11 protein-coding genes are annotated in these 19,981 nt (G+C 41.5%); 8 read left to right on the forward strand and 3 right to left on the reverse strand.

The window, feature by feature from the left end; genetic code table 11:
* Positions 1-3 precede the first annotated feature (3 nt).
* Positions 4-1,218 carry a glycoside hydrolase family 88 protein gene (locus tag ACKI5J_RS16750; RefSeq protein WP_407430636.1) on the forward strand — a complete coding sequence of 405 codons (1,215 nt, stop codon included), beginning with the start codon at positions 4-6 and terminating at the stop codon, positions 1,216-1,218.
* Between the two features lie 154 nt (positions 1,219-1,372).
* Here the strand turns inward: ACKI5J_RS16750 and ACKI5J_RS16755 are convergent, their stop codons facing one another.
* On the reverse strand, positions 1,373-2,890 hold the full coding sequence (locus tag ACKI5J_RS16755; RefSeq protein ID WP_407430637.1) for a hypothetical protein: 1,518 nt from the start codon (positions 2,888-2,890) through the stop codon (positions 1,373-1,375).
* Between the two features lie 137 nt (positions 2,891-3,027).
* Positions 3,028-3,948, reverse strand: a complete 921-nt coding sequence (locus tag ACKI5J_RS16760) for a helix-turn-helix domain-containing protein (RefSeq protein WP_407430638.1) — start codon at positions 3,946-3,948, stop codon at positions 3,028-3,030.
* 239 nt (positions 3,949-4,187) lie between these two features.
* Here ACKI5J_RS16760 and ACKI5J_RS16765 point away from each other — a divergent pair, with 239 nt between their 5' ends.
* From ACKI5J_RS16765 to ACKI5J_RS16795, 7 genes are all read left to right on the forward strand, one after another.
* The gene (locus ACKI5J_RS16765) at positions 4,188-8,390 is read left to right on the forward strand and encodes a two-component regulator propeller domain-containing protein (protein WP_407430639.1); all 4,203 of its coding nucleotides are present in this window, start codon (positions 4,188-4,190) and stop codon (positions 8,388-8,390) included.
* Positions 8,391-8,598: 208 nt separating this feature from the next.
* Positions 8,599-9,339 (forward strand): ImuA family protein, encoded by a 741-nt coding sequence (locus ACKI5J_RS16770; protein WP_407430640.1) that lies wholly within the window; start codon positions 8,599-8,601, stop codon positions 9,337-9,339.
* A 2-nt stretch (positions 9,340-9,341) separates the two neighbouring features.
* Positions 9,342-10,850, forward strand: coding sequence for a Y-family DNA polymerase (locus tag ACKI5J_RS16775; RefSeq protein WP_407430641.1), 1,509 nt, complete (start codon positions 9,342-9,344; stop codon positions 10,848-10,850).
* Between the two features lie 9 nt (positions 10,851-10,859).
* Complete coding sequence (locus ACKI5J_RS16780; RefSeq protein ID WP_407430642.1) at positions 10,860-14,090, forward strand: error-prone DNA polymerase; 3,231 nt, start codon at positions 10,860-10,862, stop codon at positions 14,088-14,090.
* A 99-nt stretch (positions 14,091-14,189) separates the two neighbouring features.
* On the forward strand, positions 14,190-14,681 hold the full coding sequence (locus ACKI5J_RS16785) for a VOC family protein (protein WP_407430643.1): 492 nt from the start codon (positions 14,190-14,192) through the stop codon (positions 14,679-14,681).
* Between the two features lie 593 nt (positions 14,682-15,274).
* On the forward strand, positions 15,275-15,883 hold the full coding sequence (locus tag ACKI5J_RS16790) for a sugar O-acetyltransferase (protein WP_407430644.1): 609 nt from the start codon (positions 15,275-15,277) through the stop codon (positions 15,881-15,883).
* Between the two features lie 65 nt (positions 15,884-15,948).
* Positions 15,949-19,029 (forward strand): ATP-binding protein, encoded by a 3,081-nt coding sequence (locus tag ACKI5J_RS16795; protein ID WP_407430645.1) that lies wholly within the window; start codon positions 15,949-15,951, stop codon positions 19,027-19,029.
* A 4-nt stretch (positions 19,030-19,033) separates the two neighbouring features.
* On the opposite strand, the gene ACKI5J_RS16800 is transcribed toward ACKI5J_RS16795, so the two are convergent.
* Positions 19,034-19,981, reverse strand: a 948-nt coding sequence (locus ACKI5J_RS16800) for a YihY/virulence factor BrkB family protein (protein WP_407430646.1), incomplete at its 5' end; no start/stop codon positions are given.

Consider the following 19,981-nt stretch of genomic DNA (forward strand, 5'->3'; position numbering starts at 1 on the left):
ATTATGAAATATAGTTATATCTGTATTGCTGTACTTACAGCTGTTTTGTATAAGAGTGCTGATGCACAGCAGTTCAAAATCAACCAAGCAATTAAACATTCTGAAAAGCAAACTTCTGTTATGCTTGGTGAAGTTATAAAGGCTAATGATCCGGCTAAGCCTGAACTTGTTTCGCCCCGGACCCTTGAAGGTGGTAAATTAAAACTTGTGGCATCCCGGGACTGGACCAGCGGATTTTTCCCGGGGGTGTTGTGGTATCTGTATGCGCATACAGGAGCGAATAAGTGGCAGAATGAAGCAAGAAAATACACGTCAAAAATAGAAAAAGAACAGACCAATGGAACGACACATGATATGGGATTTAAAATTTACTGTAGCGTTGGTACTGGCTTAAATCTTACTCAGGATCCTCATTACAAAGATGTTGTGGTGCAATCTGCTAAGACATTATCTGCCAGGTTTAACCCGAAAACCGGAGCGATTCTTTCCTGGGATCATAGCCGTGATAAATGGGTAAATCCGGTCATTATTGACAATATGATGAACCTCGAGTTATTATTCGCTGCAACAAAACTAACAGGGGACTCCACCTTTTATAACATTGCTGTTCAGCATGCCAATACGACTATGAAGAACCATTTCAGGGCCGACTACAGCTCTTATCATGTCATTGACTATGACCCGCAAACCGGTGCGGTTTTAAAGAAAAATACGCATCAAGGCTTTAGTCATGAATCGGCGTGGTCACGTGGGCAGGCCTGGGCCGTTTACGGATATACACTTTGCTACCGTGAAACCAAAGATAAGCGATATTTAGAGCAGGCAGAACACATTGCAGATTACATCCTCAACCATAAGAATATGCCGGAAGATATGGTTCCTTATTATGACTTTGATGCTCCGAATATTCCGAATGAGCCAAGAGATGCATCGGCGGCAGCTGTTATTGCTTCCAGCTTATATGAACTCAGTACATACAGCCAGAGTGAAAGAAGGTATAGAGAGTCAGCAGACAACATGTTGACAAGTTTAGGCACTAAATATATCTCTCCTGTAAAGCACAACAAGGGTTTTATTCTGCTTCATAGTACAGGATCTAAACCATCCAATAGTGAAGTAGATGTGCCGTTAAATTATGCCGACTATTATTACCTGGAAGCGTTGCTGCGAAAAAGAAATCTAGATGCCGGCGCTCCTGTACTCAAATTATTAAAATAGGCAGAAAAGGAGACCGGACAAAAAAATATTTCTGTACATACAAAAAAGGCTGGGTTACGACCAGCCTTTTTGTATGAATGCAATTTAATCTTTAAGTAGCAAACTCTGACGTTCTTAATGTGGTGGTCTCAAGCTCTAAGAGAAGAATGAACCGCTATCGTTTTTGTCTGTTTTGATATTGAGACATGTATAGGGATTGAGGATATAGGCCTTTCTTATTTGGATTCTCCCAAAATCCATCAGGCCTTCCAGGAAGTCGTCCTTCATATTTCTCTCCCACGGTACCTATACTGTAATTGGTTCCCGATGCCCAAGGACTTTGTACCGCAGCTTTTCTAACTGTACAGTTCCATAAGACTTGAGTAACACCGGCCCAGCCATGGCCACTTCCCCAATTGCCACGGTCCTGCACATTTATGTCTCCATCTGTGGTAATATTATCATATAATGTTCCGACAGCCCAGCGGTGGTGGGGGCCTATATCTGCATGTGTTTTCCTAGCTTTACCATTGTAGAAAACATTTGGGCCGAGAGTACGGGCTCCTGTTACAAAATCATGACGACCGTCACTGGCTTCCACGTCCATGAACAGGTTCTGTTGTCCGTTGTTATTAAAGGAATACCTTCTGGCTCCCGTAATTACCGATTTTGCATCCAGGCATCGGGAATTTTTTACTGTAATGTTTTTAGCTGATTCGTCGAGGCTTACTCCGGCATATACAAAATACTTTGCAGTAATATTCCTCACCCATCCATTTTCGACTTTATTAAAGAGGACGCCGGTCCAGCTATGTTCTTCGTCAGTATCATGCACATAGGCAGATTCGAAAAGAATGTTCTCAATGCCAACTTCCCGAATCCTTCCCTTGAAGCTGGATTTATAGATGCTTGCTCCTCCGTATTGCTGTTCGATTTGCATCATGACGGGATTATCAAGTACTATCGTGTTGCCCTTAATTCCTGTAATTCTTCTTTCGAAATGAAGATCGAAGTCATTCGGTCGCCACTGTAGCGTCCCAGGACGGGTCAGAATCGCATCCATTCGGATATCGCTGATCCATTTCGAGGTTCCCTTTCTAAGAAGAACCACTTCATCCCCTACATGGTATCCTTTAGTTGATTTTACGTTCAATGACTTGGTTCCCACAGCTAAATAGGAGTCTGTAACGCTTACTCTGGTTCCTGGGACTTCTGAAAGGTTCCCCGAACCTGCTACTTCAATGAGTGGTCGTTTAGCTGTTCCGATAGCGATTATACGTGTTCCATTCTCACTATCCCCCTCGCCTCGTAATACGATTCCGCTATGAGGCACCTTTATGCTGCCTGAAATCTTATATGTGCCTTTCTTCAGGAGGATAGCGCCGCGAAAACCCTTGTTATTTAAAGGCCTTCTGGCAACCTCGTCTATGGCTTTCTGAATTAACTGATCGCTGCTTCCTGTCGGGTGAGGAAACACGGTCTTTATTACAGGAACATCAGGAATCTGCAGGTCTCCGTGATGATATCCTACCCGACTGAAGTCAGGCAGAATATTCCCTTTCTCATCAGGGATATATTCAAGCTTTCCATCAGCACTAACTTTTAACAATTCAGACTGCCATTTTTTTTCGGTTTTAGGAGCGAAGGCCAGAATAAGGACAACACCTCCTGATAAAAGGATTTTCTTTATCATACTGTGCGAACTCCTGATGTTAGCATGCCATTATCCGACTGACATGCGCCAGGATTAAGCGAATATATAGAGATCATTAAGGTAGATATAGGAGCAAATTGGCAATTGTATCTGCTATTTTAACTGCTGTTCTAGGTTTATTTTGCTTCTTTATAATGGAGTATTTCATTATTTGTAAACATTGAAACCACCTTGGTTTTGTTCAAAAAATCTTTCTGGTATGCTGATGGACTGTTACCTGTGACTGTCTTGAAATATTTATAGAAGCTAGCTGAATTATTAAAGCCACTTTCATAACAAATTTGTTTGATACTGTAATTGTTTTCTATTAGCAGCTTGCAAGCGTGACCCACTTTTAGTTCCAGAATAAACTGAGAAAAAGTCTTTCCGGTTTTGGACTTGAAAAACCTACAGAATGAATTTGGGCTGACATTCGCAATTTCAGCAATCTTTTCCAGTGATATTTTGTCTTTAAAATGTTTGAACGTATAGGCATATATATCGCTTACTCTTTCGCTTTCTTTGAAGTCAAGTTTGAAACCTATAGAAGACAGAAGAACAATGCCAGGTGATCTAGCTATTTCATGAAGGGCTTCTATAAGTATGAGCATTCGCTCGAAGCCTTCTGTTTGCAGCATCTTACCCATAAGCGCGGCTACGATTTTCCTTGTTTGCCCAGTGACCTTTATACCTCTTTTAGCTTTATCGAGTAACTCTCGAATAATCTTATTTTCTGGAAGATTTAAGAAAACTTCACCGAGGAAGCCAGGTTGGAAGTGAGCTACTCTGATATCGACGGGAAGATTGTTAGTTGGTTCAAAATACTGATCATCAAAGCGGGAAATGTGGGGCATTTCTGAACCTATCAAAACAACGTCACCTGCTTGAAATCGATTGATGCTATCACCTACAAACTGCGTTCCTTTACCTTTATTGAAGTGTATGAGCTCCACTTCTACATGATAGTGCCACTTGTTATTGACATCAGGTACTATATCCTGCCTTACATTAAAAGATTGTGTCGGCTCCTTTGAAAGTCGTAATAATTGAGGTTTCATAAAAATGGGATTAGCTGGCAGGCCTATGGTTAGTTATATCATCCTGCCTTACCAAAGGAACGTTTTGACAAGATCCAATCAAATGGACGAAAGAGGATATCGAATGGATTAAAACAGAAATTGATCTTATCAATGCTCTTATAGAAGCACTTAGGAGGTATGTAGGTAGTTATCAGACTTTGTTTTGTGGACGCATGATAATTGTGGTAATTTTAGCACAGTAAACCTAATTTTAATAAATGCTAGTTAACAAATGTTATGTGTTTGTGATCTTCACCGCCCTTTTTAGCTTAAAAATAACGGCATGTTTTTCACAATCGGTAGCTCCATATTTTAAACATCTCACCCGCCAGGAAGGGTTATCGTCAAATAAAATTAACTGCATCACAGAGGACAAGTTTGGTTTTATATGGCTGGGTACAGAAGATGGAATTTCACGGTATGATGGAGTGCGGTTTAAATTTTATAAAACTGAGGATGGCCTGTCCGATAATTATGTAAACTCGATATCCTGTGATCCGCAAAATGGAGATCTGTGGATAGGAACCAGAAAGGGAATCTCGTTTTTTAACCGTAAGGAAGAGCGGTTTTATAATAACGGTAATATGTTGCGTATCAGCAGCAGGGATTCGGTACTCTTCAGGACAAGTATTCTGAAGATTTATCTTGATAAAAGAAACTGTCTTTGGGTTGGAACATCAACTGGTCTATTTTATTTCAATAAAGATATATCGAACCAGAAAAGTCCTGTATTTCAGACTAGCCGACTGATAAGTAAGAAGGTAGTAAACGACATATTCGAAGACTCGAAAGGAAGGTTATGGTTAGGAACGAGTGGCCTGTTTCAGTATGATTTGATAAACAATAGGCTGCTTCGTTACAACATGCCAGAGAATACGGCAAATGTCCGCTCTATTGGAGAAGATAGCCGAAAGAACCTTTGGATATCAACGGGAGATCATGGCGTTTTTCTTTTCGATGAGTTAAGTGGTGAAAGCCGGCATTATAGTAAAGGGCATTCGCTGTTAACAAATAATGTAACAGGAGTTGTTGAAGATGAACATGGAAAAATATGGATAGGAGCAAAAGATGGAGGAGGACTTTATACTTATGATTATGCACGAAAGAACGTCGATTTTCTTAGCGGGCATAGTAATATTCCAAATGATCCAAAAGGGATCACCAGTAATGCTATAACTGCTATTTACCGTGACAAAAAAGGGTATATATGGGTCGGTACTTACGCAGGGCTTAACTATTACGATCCTTACAAAAAAAGTTTTTTTCAATATAAGGTCAATTTTAAGTCAGATGGATTGTTTAATAGTAATATTAGATGTTTCTATCAAGAACCCGATGGGCAGATATGGGTCGGAACACGTGACGAAGGTGGTATCAGTCAGTTTGATCCCAAAAAAGGCACCTTCATTAACTATAAAAGCAACACACGTGCACAGAAGGGCCTGACCGACGGAAATGTGCTGAGTATTACCTCACTGGATTCTGAACGCTTATTGATCGGAACAAACAGTTCAGGCCTGTTCATCTTTAATAAATCCAATAAAGCGTTCACTACACCTGTTTTAAGATATGAAAATTCTGCGGTAATTAAACGTGGGAGAATACAGCTAGTTCACAAAGATCAAAAAGGCATAATATGGGTAGGAACAACCAGTTCTCTTTGTACCTATAATCCGGTGAATTCGTCGCTAAAGTCCGTTCTGAAAATTCCATCTGCGGTGCAGATCTTTGAGTATAATGACGAGGAGATGTATATTATTACTCTCTTCTCCGGGATGTATAACTTCAACAGGAAAACAGGTAAGTTACTGCACTTCTCTCCAAGTGAAAAGAAGTTTAGTTTGAGTAATGGGAGAACTAATTCCATACAAAAGGACAATAAAGGGAATTTGTGGATCGCAACCAATAATGGTTTAAATCAATTTGATGTTAAAAATAGAAAGTTCAAAATCTTTACAGTCAGTGACGGCCTCCCCAGTAATATCATATGTGGAATATTAATTGACAAGCATGACAACTTATGGGTGAGTACCGTTGATGGTCTTGTAAACTTCATAACTTCAACAGGAGAAATGAATAAGTTCAATATTCATGACGGTTTACAAGGTAACGAATTTGAAAAGGGAGTATGCTTGCAGACGAGCGATGGTGCTATGCTTTTTGGGGGAATTAATGGCTTCAACTACTTTTATCCTGATAGCATCAAGAAAAACCCTTTGGTTCCGACTGTAGTATTGACTGATTTAAAGATTTTTAACAAGTCTGCCTCCATAAACGCGAAAGGGTCACCACTTAGCCAGAGTATAAGCTTTGAAAAGAGAGTGCAATTAAGTCATCTCCAGAGTTTTCTTGAGTTTGAGTTTGCTGGGTTAAGTTTTACATCTCCTGAAAATAATCAATATGCATATAAACTCGAAGGTCTTGAGAAAGAATGGAATGTTGCAGGTAATAAAACGTATGCATCTTATACCGGTTTACAACCAGGTGAATATGTATTCAGGGTAAAGGCTTCAAACAATGATGGTGTTTGGAGTGAGGACGAAGTAGCTTTGCAAGTTAATATAACACCACCCTGGTGGCAAACCGGTTTGTTTCGGTGGATTTCCGCATTTGTTTTGTTGGGTGTTATTATCTGGCTTAATTTTTACAGAACCCGGAGCTTAAGGATGCAGAAACGAAAACTTGATCAACTAGTAAAGGCTAGAACGGAGGTCATTCGTTGTCAAAATAAGCAGCTTGAAGAAAGCAGGGATCAGGTGGTGAAACTCAATAGCCGGATAAAAGCCATCAGTGAATACCGCATGCAGTATTTTACACATATATCTCATGAGTTCAGGACGCCCTTAACACTGATTATTGGGCCTGTTAATAAATTACTGTCAGGAGTTGCGGATACCTTCGAAATGAAGGAAAATCTAATGGTCATTAAGCGCAACGCAGGAAGACTTCTTCATCTGATAAACGAGTTAATGGATTTTAGGAGTATTGAAAATAAAAATCTGCCATTGAAAGTTAAACTTATAAGTCTCACGACCTTAGTGGATGAGATAGCGGCTTTGTTTGTAGAATTGGCAAAAGAAAAGCAGATATTGTTTGAGGTAGAGCATGATAATTGTGACGTTGAAGGAGCCGCAGACGCAACTAAGATTCAGAAGGTGATTTTTAATTTAATTGCAAATGCGTTTAATTATACAAATTCTGGTGGGAGGATTAATGTTCGATCAGGGATCAGCTTAACCCAACCTCTGCGTACCGGAGAACCTGAAGTTGGATTTGGTAAGTGGATAAAAGGTTTAACTTATTTTGAAGTTTCTGTAAGAGATTCGGGTGTAGGAATTCCTGAGGAAAGTTTAGGTAAAGTATTTAAGGAGTTTTACAGAGAGTCATTAACAAATATCGATACCAAAGGAACGGGTTTAGGACTATCAATCGTTAAGGAACTGGTGCGATTACATAAGGGGCATATTACCGTAAGGAGTACTGTAGATATCGGGTCAGAGTTCGTTGTCAGAATTCCAATAAATGTTGAAGCATACGCAAATGAACAGAGAGAAATTTCTGAAACAGAAGGGATTATTTACGAAAAAGGGCAGGTCCTGGATCTTTTTGGGGGAAGAGTTCTTCAGTCCAAGGAAAGAACTCTTCCAAAATATGAAAAAGGAAAAGAACATGTGCTCTTGGTGGAAGATAACGAAGAACTGTTGCAGTTTATATCGAGGCAGTTGTCAACTGACTATCGGATATCGCAAGCACGAAATGCTATGGAGGGGTTTAAAGCAGCAATCAAATATACACCTGATATTATTGTTTCGGATGTGGTTATGCCAGGAATGTCAGGAGTGGAGCTTTTAATTAAACTGAAAGAGGAGGTTAAAACCATGCATATTCCGGTTGTGCTTCTAACAGCTAAAGCAGACATAGAAAGTCAGATTGAAGGAATCGAAGCGGGAGCTGACGATTATATTAGCAAACCTTTTGATGTAGATCTTTTACGGTTACGAATACGTAATCTCGTTCAAAGCAGAATGAAGTTGCGCCGGTTATTTTCTACATCTGCAGAGGATGTTCCTGTTGAAGCAGGCGTAAAAGATCAGGACGCTATCTTTTTGGAAAAAGTCATATCCATTATACGACAAAACACGTCTAATTCTAATTTCGGCGCAGGTGAACTGGCAGATCAGATGTGCGTAAGCTTGAGTCTTCTACAAAAAAAAATATCCAAACTTACGAGTTATTCGCCAACAGAATTTATCTTGTTGTATCGTATGAAGAAGGCGTTAGAACTGATTAAAACTTCTGAGCTCTCTGTAAGTGAAATAAGCGAGAAAGTAGGATTTAATGATCCGTATTATTTCAGTAGATGTTTCAAAAAACATTTCGGTAAAAGCCCTAAGCTATATGCACAGAATTTAGAGGAATAATATGGGTGCCAGAGAGTATGGGCCATTTGGTGGGTGCTTTAGTTAATTATTCTTTTCTAGTAATAGGGCCACTGCTTTCAAGCATCAAAGCAGGGATACCCGGAGATTAAACCTTAAAGGAATATTTTCAACAAATATACTTTGCTAATAATTTTAGCATTAGTTTTGCTGGACAGTATAAGCGAGGACAGTAGGAACTAATGGTATCATGATGGATGCAAAAAAAGAATTGATTGAAAAATTACAGAAAGATATTCTTCTATGGCAGGGATATAAGCCTCAAGAGTCTGGTACAGCGGAGCAAATAGGACTCGGAATAGTTGAAACAGCCTTTCCTAACGGAATCTTTCCAACCAAGGGAATCCATGAATTTATATGTGCTATGCCTGAGCATTCTGCTGCAAGTGAAGGTTTTATAGGAGCTCTTCTTGCCGTTCTTATGAAAGATGGTGCTGGTTGCGTTTGGATTAGTACATCCCGCAAACTCTATCCTGCATCACTTCGCACCTTTAACGTAGATCCGGAGCGTATCATTTTCATGGATGTGTCTAAAGAACAAGACGTACTCTGGATTATGGAAGAATCTTTAAAATGTGATGCACTTTGTGCGGTAGTAGCTGAAATTAACTCCCTTAATGTAACGGAATCCCGAAGGCTACAGCTCGCTGTGGAGAAGAATGGCGTGACCGGTTTCATTCTGCGCAAAAATCCGCGAAAAGCGATAAGCAATATTGCTACTGCAAGGTGGAGAATAAGCCCTTTGCCAAGTTATAATGAAGAAGAGATGCCTGGCATTGGTTTCCCTAGATGGAATGTGGAACTTCTGAAGGTACGAAATGGTACCCTGGGAAGCTGGGAACTGGAATGGGCAGGCGACCGGTTCGTCAATATAGATCATGAGAAAAACAAGGATAATTTCTATTACGGAGATCAACAACAAATTGGATAGTGATGGGAAAGCGCTATGTATCTATATGGTTTTGTCATTTATTGGCTGATTGGCAGGCAATCAGGCACCCTGAGTTGAAGGATACTCCCTTTGTGTTTGTAGTGGCTGACCACGGTCGTATGGTGGTTACAGCAGTTAGTATTCAAGCGCAAAGGCAGGGTATTGAGCCAGGGATGCGTGCTGCTGATGCAAAAGCCATTTGTCCTGGACTAGAAGTCATTGCTGAAAAGCCAGGAAGGGTCTTGAAATTGCTTAAGTCTTTGGGAGAATGGTGTATAAGGTATACACCAATAGTTGCGATGGATGAGTTTTCATCAGACGGATTGATAATGGATGTTAGCGGATGTCCACATTTGTGGGGAGGAGAGCGGGAATACCTGAAGGATATTAAGTCACATTTGAAAGCAAAAGGATTCACCATACGTTTAGCTATTGCTGATACCCCTGGAGCTGCATGGGCGGTATCCCATTTTGGAAAAACAACACCGTTGGTTCTTCCGGGAACTCATGCGGAAGCCTTGCTTTCTCTTCCTCCAGAAGCCTTACGATTAGAAAAATCAACTGTTGCCAAGCTTCAGAAACTGGGCTTTTATCATATCAAAAGCTTTATAGGAATGCCTCGATCGGTTTTAAGAAGGCGCTTTGGAGAAAGTTTTCTTATACGGTTAGGTCAGGCATTAGGTACACAGGAGGAAGCCATGCATCCAATTACCTTACCGGTGGAGTTTCAGGAAAGATTGCCTTGCCTGGAGCCCATTAAAACTCGTAAAGGAATTGAAATTGGTATAAACAGATTGCTTGAATGTTTATGCCTCCGTCTTGAAAAGGAGGGAAAAGGCTTACGCACCGGAGTATTAACATGTTATAGGGTTGACGGAAAGATTATCAAGATTGACATTGGAACGAATGCTCCCACACATAGTGTTAGTCATTTGTTCAAGCTTTTTGAGCTGAAGATCGATCAGATTCGCCCGGCATTGGGTATAGAACTCTTTACCCTGACTGCCTCGAGCGTTGACAATCTTATCGTTCCACAAGAGGTGTTATGGGATGGAACTCGTGGTTTAAAGGACAGGAGTGTGATCTGTCTTTTGGATAGAGTAGCAGGCAAAGTTGGAGCGCATGTTATACATCGTTATCTGCCGGATACTCGGTACTGGCCAGAATATTCAGTGAAAGACGCTGATTCTATTTCTGAAAAAGCCTCTACTCAATGGCGTATTGACAGACCCAGACCTACAGAGCTGCTCAGAAATCCTGAACCAATTGAAGTGATGGCTTTGATACCTGACCATCCACCAAAGTTTTTTGTTTACAAGGCTGTGCGCCATCAAATAATTAAAGCGGATGGCCCCGAAAGGATAGAGCGGGAATGGTGGCTGGATGCCGGAGAACACCGTGACTACTACCAGGTGGAAGATCAACATGGTCAACGCTACTGGTTGTTTCGGTCAGGACACTATTCTAATGAACAACCTTATCAATGGTACATTCACGGATTTTTTGCATAAGAATATGTTATGGGCTATAGTGAATTACAAATTACTTCAAACTTTAGCTTTCTTCGGGGAGCTTCTCATCCAGAAGAGCTTGTGGATCAGGCAGCTGCTTTTGGATATAAAAAAATAGCCATTACAGATCGTAATACACTTGCAGGGATTGTAAGGGCTCATGTTGTTGCCAGAGATAAGGATATGGAGATTATACCGGCATGCCGTTTGGATTTACTTGACGGTCCTTCTTTACTTGCCTATCCCACAGATAAAGAAGCATATAGTCGCTTGTCTGCACTCTTAACCAAAGGGAATTTGCGTGCTGAAAAAGGGAAGTGTTATTTATACAGGCAAGATGTTTATGATCATGCAAAAGATATCCTTTTTACAGCTGTGATGCCAAAAGCACTTAATCGTCAGTTTAAATTTGAACAGTCTTTTACAGATTCTATAAGGGAATATCGCGAAGCATTTGGGAAGTGGTTGTATTTGTCGGCAACCAGATCTTACCTCGGAGATGATGATAAAAAGATATTCCGGATAAGACAGCTATCTGACCAATACCATATACCAGTTGTTGCCACAAACGATGTGCATTATCATCATCCTTCCCGCAGGGAGTTGCAGGATGTTTTAATGTGTATTCGTGATAAATGTACTATTCAGGAGGCAGGCTTTCGCTTGTTCCAGAATGCAGAACGGTATCTCAAGCCTGTTGATGAGATGCATCGTTTGTTCAGACATTTCCCTGAAGCGATACAGAATACTTTGATGATCTCTGAAGCTTGTATATTTTCTCTGGATGAGCTTAAATATGTTTACCCGACAGAAATAAAACAAGGTGGCAGACCGCCACTTGATGAGCTTGAATACTTGACCTGGAAAGGAGCGCATGAAATCTATGGAGAGGTAATTCCTGATAAAGTGGTAAACATGGTTAACTATGAAATGGAGCTCGTTAAGAAAATGGATTACGCAAATTATTTTCTATTTGTGGAAGACATTGTTAGGGAAGCACGAAGAAGGGGGATACTTTGTCAGGGCCGTGGTTCTGCTGCCAATTCAGCTATTTGCTTTTGCCTGGGCATTACTTCAGTCGACCCCACTAAATTTGATCTGTTATTTGAACGTTTCATTTCTCCGGAACGTAATGAACCGCCAGATATTGATGTAGATTTTGAGCATGAGAGGAGAGAAGAGATCATCCAGTATGTTTTCACTAAATACGGTCGTGATAGGGCTGCTATTGTGGCAACTGTTACCCAGCAACATCAAAAAGGAGCTATCCGCGATGTAGGAAAGGCTATGGGCCTATCCGTGGATACGGTGAATCGTCTTTCTAATTCTATATGGGAGTTTACTGATGAATGGTTTGAAGGTAAGCGTATAACAGAACAAGGGTTAAATCCTGATGATCCTCACTTAAAAAAGACGCTTGAGCTTACTGCCCAAATGATGGGATTTCCGCGACAGTTAGGACAGCATACAGGTGGATTTGTGGTTACACAAGGTAAACTGACGGATTTATGTCCTATCCTGAATGCGCGTATGGAGGATAGGACGAATATAGAATGGAATAAAGATGATATTGATGCTCTCGGGTTTTTGAAAGTGGATTTGCTATCACTGGGAATGCTTACTTGTATCCGGAAGGCATTTGAATTTTGCAAGCAGCACTATGGTAAGAACTTTACACTGGCAAATATCCCCCCGGAGGATGAGAAAGTATATGAAATGATCAGTGATGCAGATACTATAGGGGTTTTTCAAATAGAAAGTCGTGCGCAGATGTCAATGCTGCCAAGACTTAAGCCTAAGTGTTTTTATGATCTGGTTATTGAGGTGGCTATTGTACGTCCGGGGCCAATTCAAGGAGATATGGTTCATCCATATTTAAGAAGGCGCGAACTTAAAGAGCCCATTGAATACCCATCCCCAGAGCTAAAGGAGATTTTATGGAGAACGTTAGGGATTCCATTGTTCCAAGAGCAAGCCATGAAGATAGCTATGGTAGCTGCCGGATTTACGGCAGCCGAAGCAGACGGTTTGCGTCGTAGTATGGCAACTTTTAAATTTAAAGGGCTGGTCAATCAGTATGAGGAAAAGCTCATTAATGGTATGTTGGCTAACGGTTATTCTGAAGAATTTGCACAGCGAATATTTAAACAGCTTGAAGGCTTTGGAAGTTATGGCTTTCCAGAAAGCCATGCTGCCAGTTTCGCTCAGTTGGTTTATGTTTCTTCCTATTTGAAATGCTATTATCCCGATGCTTTTGCAGCAGCGCTATTGAATAGTATGCCTATGGGTTTTTACCAGCCTGCGCAGGTTGTTATTGATGCCCAAAAGCATGAAGTGGATGTCCGATCACCTGATATTAACCATTCATGCTGGGATAATCGGCTTGAAGAGAAAGGAAGTAAGTACTATGCCATAAGGCTGGGCTTCAGACAAATTAAGGGTCTGCGTGAAGATGAGATGGATATGCTGGTAGCAAAACGTGGGGAAGGCTATACGAGTATTACAGCATTAAGGGATGCAGGTATCTCCATTGCAATGTTAGAACGCTTAGCGGATGCCGATGCTTTCAGGTCGATTGGTTTAGATCGCAGAAAAGCATTATGGGAAGTATCTGCTTTACAGGATATGCCAGTTGAAATCTTTAAAGGCCAACCTTCAGAGAGTATTCTGGAAACTCAGGTTGAACTTCCATTAATGACGCCCGGCGAACATGTGGTTCAAGACTACGCAACGGTGGGTTTATCCTTAAAGGCTCATCCTGTTAGTTTTGTTCGGCAGCAACTGGAAATGCTCCGTATTTTATCTACCCAGGTTGTTAATAACGACATTCAGGATGGTCAGTTGGTGAAGGTAGCCGGTTTGGTTCTTGTGCGTCAACGGCCCGGAACAGCAGGCGGTGTATGCTTTATTACCATTGAAGATGAAACCGGCTTTACTAATCTTGTTGTTTTTGAAAAGCTATTTGAAACTTACCGTAAAGAGATATTGCAGGCACGACTGCTTATGGTAGAGGGCAAACTTCAACGAGAGGGCCAGGTAGTGCACGTGATTGTCAGGAAGTGTTATGATCTGACAAAATTACTCAGCAAGCTTGTCCAGCAACCGCAAGATGATCTACCAGTGCTTACAATGTCCAGAGCTGACGAAAAGAATGCTCCTTACCCCATACATAATAAGCGGGCGCAGGTACGGGAACAGATACCAAAAGATGCGTTTCATGGAGGCAGAAACTTCAAATAGGCAATTGGCTGATGGATTACTTTTTAATAAATAAAAGTTAATTAGCTTTGTGCGGAGCATCTGCCAGCTTTCTTTATAAATTACCAAGATTAATTGCTTATGGAACCATATAAAATACCTGCTCAGACACGGATAGGGCATGTTCACCTTAAGGTAGCTGATTTGAACCGCTCTTTAGCTTTCTATCGGGACTTGTTAGGCTTCGAGGTTACCATGATGTATGGCAGTCAGGCAGCCTTTATTTCTGCAGGGGGATACCATCATCATATAGGCTTAAACACATGGCAGAGCAAGGGCTCTGGCCCTGCGGATCCTCGAAGCGTAGGTTTGTACCATACAGCGATAGTCTACCCCACAAGAAAAGATCTTGCTTTGATTTTCAAGCGAATATATTCTTCAGACTACCCATTGACAGGAGCAAGCGATCATGGTGTTTCTGAAGCGATATACCTGGACGATCCTGATGGTAATGGAGTTGAGCTCTATTGGGATAGGCCAAAAGAGATGTGGCCTGTGCAAAGCGATGGGTCACTGGATATGTACACTAGAACGTTGGATATTGAGGATCTTTTGAAAGAGGCTAATCAGTAGTATCTCGTTAAGCTGTAGTTAGTCCCTGATGTTTTTGGCGATATCTTTTATTAGGATATCGAATTCTTTTGCACAGCTTCCAATCAGTTTATAAATTTCTTAATTTCCCGGAGTTGATGCCTATCATTGCCAAGATCTAGAAGGCTGCGATTGTCAAGGATGCTCATGTTTAAGAATTCACTGCGCGTATAGCCATAATGATCTTCAGCAGCCTTATCCACTTCTATGCATTTCAAATTACTGCGATCATATATCCCTAAGGGGAAAGGGCGATCCTGAAATATGCTCTGGCACTCATTTACATTATGCAAATTCGATTCTCGATGCTTTTTTAGTGCATAGAATTAAGCAAGAAGGGAGACCGAATTCCATATTGGTTTCATATACAATTAATCATATAATCAGTACATAGCCCAACGCGATCTTTTCTGGATGGAGCTTCATATCAACCCTGGCAAGTCTTATGAAAATCGGTCAACCATAAGCTTTAAAAATAAGAAACAATTCTTTTGCTTTGTGTAGTTAAATCCTAGGATTCTAGCAATCACGTATTCTCTAAATATATATTAAATACCATTACCCGTTATATAGACATGAATCAGAAAGAACGAATGTTAAGTGGCCTGCCGTACAAAGCCTGGTTGGACGGGCTTGCGGAAGAGCAATTGGAAAATAAAAAAAGGATTTATGAATATAATCTTTTAAAGCCTGACGAATCCGAAGCGATAGATAAAGCCTTAAGAAATATTCTTGGTGTCGCCGGGAAGAATGTCCATATCTTGGCACCCTTTCATTGTGATTACGGAAGAAATATAGAAGTAGGTGACAATTTTTGGGCAAATTTCAATTGCGTTATTTTAGATGTGGCTAAGGTTCGCATTGGTAATAACGTCATGTTTGGGCCTAATGTTTCATTGTTCACAGCGGGCCATCCGATACATCCGGAGTCGAGGAACTCTGGCTATGAATATGGGATCGAAATCCATATCGGCAATAATGTATGGATAGGAGGCAGCACAGTTGTTAATCCCGGTGTGCGGATTGGAAATAATGCGGTAATCGGGTCTGGCAGTGTAGTTACGCGCGATGTTCCAGACAATGTAATTGCGGCAGGAAACCCATGTCGGGTACTCAGGCCAATCACTGAGGAAGATAGACATTACTACTTCAGGGACAAACAATTTGATGTTAAAGATTATTAACACGGTTAGAAATACGTTTATTTGCAGCTGCGTTAGCCGTTCATACCCTTTTATCATTACATATCGTGTCAACATATAAATTCCTCGAGGGCGGTGCCAAAACCGGCGCGCTCCTGCGTTCTATTGACTGGTCGCAAACTTCACTCGGTGCACCCGACCTCTGGCCGGAAAGTCTGAAAATGTCGGTCAGTATCAGCCTTAACTCAGGGTTTCCTATTGCAATTTATTGGGGAGATGATCATACCATCCTATATAATGATGCTTACAGCACTATACCTGGCGATAAGCATCCCTGGGCTTTAGGAAAGCCGGGAGCAGTTGCCTGGTCAGAAATCTGGGAAGTACTGGATCAGGAATTTAAACGGGTACTCTACTCAGGTGATTCTATCCGTAGGCCCGACGCTTTATTGTTGATGAACCGGTTTGGCTATACCGAAGAATGTTATTTTGACTATACTCTTTCACCGATTATAGGGATTGACGGTGAAATCGGAGGAGTGTTTAATGCTGTTGTGGAGACGACCTACCGGATAATTAATGATCGGAGAAATGTGGTCTTACAGCACTTCCTGGCAGAATTGGATACACCTGAAAGTGTTGCTTCCGGATTGGGTACCGCATTGGAGATCTTGAATAACGCAAAAGAAGATATTCCATTTTGTTTAATTTATACCTACGTAGAAGGTCATCAGGAAGATCTCTATTTGGCGGGCTATACAGGTATATCAAAAGAGGATGCTCAGGCTTGCCAGTGGCCATCAATAGCCGATATCATTGAAGAGGATTCTATACATATTCAATCTTTGCAGGGACATCTCAGTGAGCCTGTACGCAGCGTTTGGGTTGATGAATATTGTCGTGAGGCTTTAGTCGTTCCGATAAGTAAAGGAAACAAGGTTGGAGGAATCATGATTGCAGGCGTTTCTCCCAGAAAGAAATTAGATCAGGACTACACCCTGTTTATTAAGACGGTAGGGATGAACGTTGGTATCTTGTTAAATAATGGCTATGCGTTCGAACAAAGCGGGTTACTGCAGAGGGAGCAGGCGCTTAATGAAGAACTTGCTGCTGCTAACGAAGAATTAAGTGCCATTAATGATGCTCTTCAGCAAACTCAACAGAGTTTGAGTGATCTTAATGAGGAACTTGAGGAACGGGTTGCAAACAGAACTCTTGCCTTGTCAATAAGCGAGGCAGAGCAGCAAGCATTAAACGAAGAGCTGACATCAACCAATGAGGAGCTTGTTACGATTAATGAGCAGCTCGAACATTCGCAGCAAGATCTTCAGGAAATGGTACGACGGTTGGCCGAAAGCGAGTCAAGAGTTCGTTTCATGGTTGCCGACGCGCCGGTTGCCATAGGCGTATTAAGTGGCCGCAACCTCCTGATTGAGTCGGCAAATCATAAAATACTTGAGGTGTGGGGCAAAACAGAAGATATCATTGGCCAGTATCTGAAGGATGCTTTGCCTGAGATTGAGGGCCAGTCGTTTTTGCCCATATTAGATGAGGTATACCTAAGCGGAAAGCCTTACTATGGCAACGAGGTCATGGCTCGGTTGGTAAGAAATGGTGTTTTGGAGGACGTGTATTTTAATTTCGTGTACCACCCGATGAAGGACCAAACAGGCCAGACGGTGAGTATTATGATTGTGGCTACAGAAGTTACGGAGCAGGTGCTCTCGAAGCGTCTGGTTGAAGCCAGTGAAAAGCGTTTTCGGTTTCTGTTGAATACGATACCCCAACAAGTGTGGACTGCCGCGGCAGATGGAACACTGGATTACGTAAACGAGATTATTGCGAACGACTTTGGTTATAAACCTAGCGAGATTGCAAGCTTTGGCTGGGAGAAATTTGTTCATCCAGACGATTTGAGTGAATCGTTTACAGCATGGCAAGCCGCTCTTGCATCGGGTGAAGCCTATCAGGCCGAATTTCGTTTGTTGTTTCACGATGGAAGTTATAAATGGCATTTAGCCAGAGCCCTTCCTCTTATTGAGGACGGAGAGGTCAAGCTTTGGATGGGCACAAATACTAACATTGAAATGCAAAAAGACAACGAACGCCGAAAAGATGAGTTCTTGTCTATTGCCAGTCATGAGCTTAAAACGCCCCTGACAAGTATCAAAGCATTTAACCAGCTGATGAAACGCACAACGGATGAGAGCAAATTGAATGGCTTTGTGCAAAAATCGTCGGATCATATTTTGAGACTTGAGAAACTTATAAGTGATCTTCTTGACGTCAGTAAGATTAATGCCGGAAAGCTGAATTACTCAATGAGTCCGTTTTCTTTCGAAAAAATGCTTCGTGATAGCATCGAGAGTGTCCAGCATACAAGTTCATCGCACGAAATTATTCTTGAGGCTGTTACAGATGTGCTGTATACAGGTGATCAGTTCCGATTGGAGCAGGTAATGAACAATATTTTAACCAATGCAGTTAAATATTCACCCGGAGGAAAAAGGATTATAGTGAACAGTCGTATAGAACAAGGGAATATTGTTGTTTCCGTTCAAGACTTTGGAATCGGCATAGCGAGGACAGACCTGGATCGGTTGTTTGATCGATATTATCGGGTTGATAACACGGCTATGCGTTTTGAAGGGTTGGGCCTGGGGCTGTTCATATCCTCAGAAATACTCAAAAGACATAAAGGAAGTTTCTGGATAGAGAGCGAGATTAACAGCGGTTCAGTATTCTTCTTCATGCTCCCTATTGATAGGGATTCAGTTCTGAAGTCTCATAATCAGACCGACCGATATTATAACGATGAAAAAGTAACGATTGTTTATAATGCCAGTAAGAATCGCCTTGACGTTGATTGGACAGGCTATCAAAATCTTGAATCCGTAAAGCATGGATGCATGCAGATGTTGGACATGCTGAAAGCCAATAAGTGTTACAAGGTTGTAAACGATAATACTAACGTATCGGGCACATGGTCCGAAGCATCCGAGTGGGCTGGCAAGGAATGGCTTTCTCTCATGGAGAAAGCCGGGTTGAAATATTTTGCCTGGATCTTTTCTCCAAGTGCGTTTGCGCAATTATCTGCCCGGAAAACGGTTGATGTGATGAACGGAGCCGTTATTGCACAATTTTTTAATAATGCCCAGGAGGCGGAGGATTGGATTGACAGATACTAGCACACTATTCGTCAGTCCTTTTTTGTGGTGGTAATACGTCTACATCCCTTTCCGTTTCTTTCTGCTCTACGTGTACAGCATAATCGGCAGGCTCTATCCTGGCGCCTGTAAACTGAGCGTAAGATTGCGTGAACTCTGCTCCGAAGTAAAGGATCGCTGCAGTATAGTATACCCATAGAAGAATCACTATTAAGGAACCTGCGGCGCCATACGCTGAACCCGTACTTGTCTTCTCTATATAGATCCCGATAAGTACACGTCCTAGCATAAATAGCAAAGCTGTAAAAATCGCTCCGGCTCTGACTCCTTTCCAACTTATTTTGACATCCGGCAACACTTTAAAGATAACTCCGAATAGAATAGTTATCACAATAAAGCTAATTGCTGCGTTGATTATATTAAAGATCACCACCGTCACATCCGGAAGTAGACTTTTTAAGTTGTCGCTAAGGGCAAGCAGCATGCCGTTAACCATCAATGATACAATCAAAAGAAACCCTATACTCACTATTAGGGAAGATGATAGGAGCCGGTCTTTTATGAGCTTTACCCATCCTCTTTTAGGTTTTGCCTTTACCTTCCAAATAGTATTTATTGAGTCTTGCATCTCACCAAATACGGTTGTTGCCCCCACTAATAAAGTTATAAAACCTATTATAACAGACATGGTCGTTTGTCCGGATTTTTCCAGGTTCTTTATCATGTCCTCCACCTGCTTAGCGGCCTGGTTTCCGACCAAGCCATTAATCTCGGAGAACACTTGACCCTGAATCGCTTCTTTTCCCAAAAAGATTCCTGCGAGCGAAATAATCAGTAAGAGCAAAGGGGCAAGAGAGAATACCGTATAATATGCAAGAGAAGCACTCAATTTCATAGCCTTGTCATCAGAAAATCCTGCGATAGCGCCCTTCATGATGGTCAGTCCATCTTTGAATCTTTGTTTGCTGAAAAA

Source organism: Arcticibacter sp. (genome assembly GCF_045629565.1).
Taxonomy (GTDB): Bacteria; Bacteroidota; Bacteroidia; order Sphingobacteriales; family Sphingobacteriaceae; genus Arcticibacter.